This is a genomic window from Steroidobacter sp. (genome assembly GCF_016790065.1).
GTDB lineage: Bacteria > Pseudomonadota > Gammaproteobacteria > Steroidobacterales > Steroidobacteraceae > Steroidobacter.
In genome coordinates this window covers 1-3,758 of sequence record NZ_JAEUPY010000632.1, presented here as the reverse complement: position 1 = coordinate 3,758, position 3,758 = coordinate 1, and the positions used below count along the sequence as shown (strand labels likewise).

Genomic DNA, 3,758 nt, shown 5'->3' with positions numbered 1-3,758 from the left:
GATTTGAATCTGCAGTTGGGCGCTCGTTACACCGATACCGACATCGATTTCTCAGGCTGTTCGCTGAACGCGGCCAACCAGACTTTTGCCATCGGTTTCTCCCGCTCGTTGGGCTATACCGGCGTGATTCCGCTGGGTGAGTGCGTCACCTTCAGCAATACGACGCCACAGGTGCCGGAATTGTTCGTCGACAGCAAGTCGGAGAGCAATGTGTCGTGGCGCGCTGGCCTGGATTGGGATGTCGGAACGAATACGCTGCTCTATGCCAACGTGAGCCGCGGCTACAAGGCCGGCGGCTATCCGACGCTGCCTGCTACTAACGCCCCGCAGTACACGCCGATGGATCAGGAAAAGATCACCGCCTACGAAGTCGGTGTGAAAGCCACGCTGTTCGAGCGCACGCTGCAGTTGAATGGCGCAGTGTTCTATAACGACTACGTCGATAAACAGTTGAAGGGCCGCACCATCGTGCCAGTGTTCGGACCGCTGGAAGCGTTGGTGAACATTCCCAAGTCGAAAGTGCAGGGCGCGGAACTGCAAATCAATTGGGCGCCGATTGCCGGCCTGCGCCTGAGCTCCGGTCTTACCTATCTGGATACTGAAGTCACCGAAGGTTCGCCGGGCGGTAACTACACCACCTTCGGCGGTGCTGTGCGTACCAACTTGAAGGGCCAGGAGTTCCCATACATGTCGGAGTGGCAGATCAGCGCCGACGGTGAATATTCCTTCGGGTTGACCAATGCACTGGACGGCTTCGTCGGTGTCGGCGCCAACTACCGTAGCAAGGCGAATGGCGATTTCCTGCCTGATCCGCGCTTGGATATCGATGCTTACACCTTGATCGACTTGCGGCTCGGTGTCGCGAGCTCCGATGAGAAGTGGCGTGCGACGCTCTATGGTCGCAACATCACTGATGAGTACTACTGGGTTACGGCGAATCGACGTACTGACAGTGTGGTTCGCTACGCTGGTATGCCACGGACCTACGGCATCAGCCTGTCCTATCGTTATTGATGAGTGCGAGTCCGCAGCCGGCGCTTCGCGCCGGCACCTCGTACGCGCTGTTTCTTCTTACCTTCGCGTACACGCTGGCCTACGTCGACCGGCAGGTGTTGAACCTGCTGGTCGATCCTATCAAGCAAAGCCTATTACTCGGCGATACGCAGGTCAGCCTGCTGCAAGGCTTGTCGTTCATGGCGGCATATGTCGCCTTCGGCCCATTGTTCGGTCGCTGGGTAGACAACGGCAATCGTCGCAACATCCTGGTGTTCGGTGTGATTGCGTGGAGCGTGAGTTCGGCGCTGTGCGGGTTCGCCGATAGTTTCTGGTCGCTGTTTCTGGCTCGCGCCGGCGTCGGCGCTGCTGAGGCGTGTTTGTCGCCGGTGGCTTGGTCGCTGATCGCGGATTACTTCGATCGGGAGCGACTGCCGCGTGCCATGAGTTTGTTCATGATTGCGCCATCGCTGGGCGGCGGTCTGGCGCTGCTTGCAGGTGGCGCGATCATCAGTTTTTCCGCCGGCCTGGGCTCGGCGATACCGTTCCTGAGCGGGCTCGAGCCTTGGCAGCTCGTGTTTGTGCTCACCGGCGTGCCTGGAATATTGCTGGGGCTGGTGTTGCTGGTGTCGCTCAAGGAGCCGCCACGTACCAACTCCGTCCGCAAGGCTTCTGCTCAACACTACACGTTGCGTGAGACATCGAGCTTCTTCATCGCCAGGCGTGCGTTCTACGTTCGGTTCTATCTAGGGATCTCGTCGCTCGCCATCATCACTTATGCATTGGCGGCGTGGATCCCGGCCTTGTTGATGCGAAATCACGGCGTGAGTCCCGGAACAGTGGGATTGATGTACGGCGCACCCGTGCTTGTGTTCGGCTCGGCGGCGGTGTTGTTGGGACCTTGGGTAGGGCGGCAACTAACCAACCGTGGTTACAGCGACGCGCCGCTGCGTTTGGAAGTCATCGTTGGTACGGTGGTGGCGATGCTATGTGCTGGTATCGCCTTCGCTTCCATCCCGGCTGTGATCGTCGGCTTGGCGGTGGGCGCGATGTTCTTCCACAACTTGCCGCTGGCGCTGGCCGCCGCCGCTTTACAGATCGTCACGCCGAATCGTATGCGCGGCGTGGCTGCTTCGATTTATGTGTTCGTGGCTTCAGTGTTGGGCATCGGTCTGGCGCCGACATTGGTCGCGTTGCTCACCGACTTCGTGTTTCGGGATCCACATCAAGTGCATCTGGCGTTGGCCATCGTCTGCGCCAGCAGCGCGGCGTTTGGCACGTGGATGCTGTGGGGCGCGTTGCCCCACTATCGCGGGATGTTGCGTGAGGTGGAGGCCGAGTCGGCGCAGGCTTGAGCTAATCGCCGGCTGGAAAGACCAGCACGTCTTCGCTCGGCGCTGTGGCGAATAGCCGTTCGATTTCATCGCAACGGGATTGCCACACCTTGGAGATGTTCACGCTGCCTTTGTCGGTGGCTTCGCCGTCGGCAGTGCTGAGAGGCTTGGCTACCAGTAGCAGTCGGCCGATGCGCATCGAGGAGCCTTTCCAGCGCGCGTTGTGAGTTTGGATGCGTTGACGCAGCTGTTGTCGAACATCGTCGGATGCGCCGTCGACGGCGTTGAAGTTGAGCCAGGCTAATAGACCGAGTTCGTCTTGGTTGAGTCCACAGACCACAGCTTCGAGCAACAGAGGAGAGCAGGCGCTCAACACATTCTCACGCACCGTGCCGGCCGACACCCAGGTGCCGGAGGCGAGTTTGAATTCCTCGGCGAGACGACCGTCGAAGATCAAGCCTGCTTCGGGGCGATCCGGCTCGGCCAATACCGCGGTGTCGCCGGTGCGATAGAAGCCGTCGGCGTCGAAGACTTTCTCGGTGGCTTCTGGATTGTCGAGGTAGCCGGAGCGTGGCATCACGCTAGGCCCGCGCACACGAATCTCGAGTTTGTTGCCCACAGGTGTGAGCTTGATCTCCGTGCCGGGCACGGGCACGCCTAACAGGTCGGTGCGAGTCGTGACCCAATGTACGGCGCCCACCAGTTGCATCTCTGTGGCGCCGTAGGTTGCGAGCACGGGGATCGGTCGTCCGACGGTGCTCTTCGTGACGTTATGCAATCTCGACACGACGCTGGATTGCAGGCCAGCGCCGCCGAACAACAGATATTCAAGGTCGGGCAGCAGCAGGTTGCGCAGCTCGGCATCGTTCTCCAACGCGTCGCAGAGCAGGGTGAGTGTCAGCGGCACGGTGGCGATGTACGAAGGGCGCACGCTCTTGAGATTCTCGAGCGTGCGAGCGAATAGCTCAGGCGTTGGGCGGCCGTCGTCGAGCGTGATTGTTCCGGCCGTGCGCAAGGCTGCGTTGAAGTTGTGATTGCCGCCGAAGATGTGATGCCACGGCAACGCGTCGAGCAGGCGCGGATGAGCGGATGAGAAGTCGAGCAGGCCCATGGATTCGGTCTGCGCCATTGCCGCCGTCAGCATGCGATGAGTCTGTGGCACGGCTTTGGGCAAGCCGGTCGAGCCCGACGTGAACACGATGCGGGCTGCGCAATCCGGTGGAATGTTTCGTTCGAGCGTGGCTACGGCCTGCGTCGGAGTGGTCTGCAGCGCTTCATCGAAGCGCGATTTTCCCTGAGTACTTGGCGTTCTGATGGCTAGCAGCGGGGCTTGTAGTGCCGGCCTTGCCAGCGATTCGTCATCCACTAACACCAGCGAGGGACGCACGATGGCCAGGCAATGTGCCAAACGACGCGAGTCCGAGGCGCGTA

General features: G+C 60.5%; 3 protein-coding genes. 2 read left to right on the top strand and 1 reads right to left on the bottom strand.

The window, feature by feature from the left end:
* The coding region (locus tag JNL55_RS26130) for a TonB-dependent receptor domain-containing protein (RefSeq protein ID WP_293861360.1) at positions 1–1,014 on the top strand (1,014 nt) is incomplete at its 5' end.
* Positions 1,014–2,348, top strand: coding sequence for an MFS transporter (locus JNL55_RS26125; protein WP_293861357.1), 1,335 nt, complete (start codon positions 1,014–1,016; stop codon positions 2,346–2,348). The genes JNL55_RS26130 and JNL55_RS26125, both read left to right, overlap by 1 nt.
* Before the next feature lies 1 nt (position 2,349).
* On the opposite strand, the gene JNL55_RS26120 is transcribed toward JNL55_RS26125, so the two are convergent.
* Positions 2,350–3,758: AMP-binding protein (locus tag JNL55_RS26120; protein WP_293861354.1), on the bottom strand; the 1,409-nt coding region annotated here is incomplete at its 5' end.

Coding starts and splice junctions, on each gene's coding strand:
- JNL55_RS26125 (WP_293861357.1), top strand. CDS start 1,014: ATGAGTGCGAGTCCGCAGCCGGCGCTTCGCGCCGGCACCTCGTACGCG.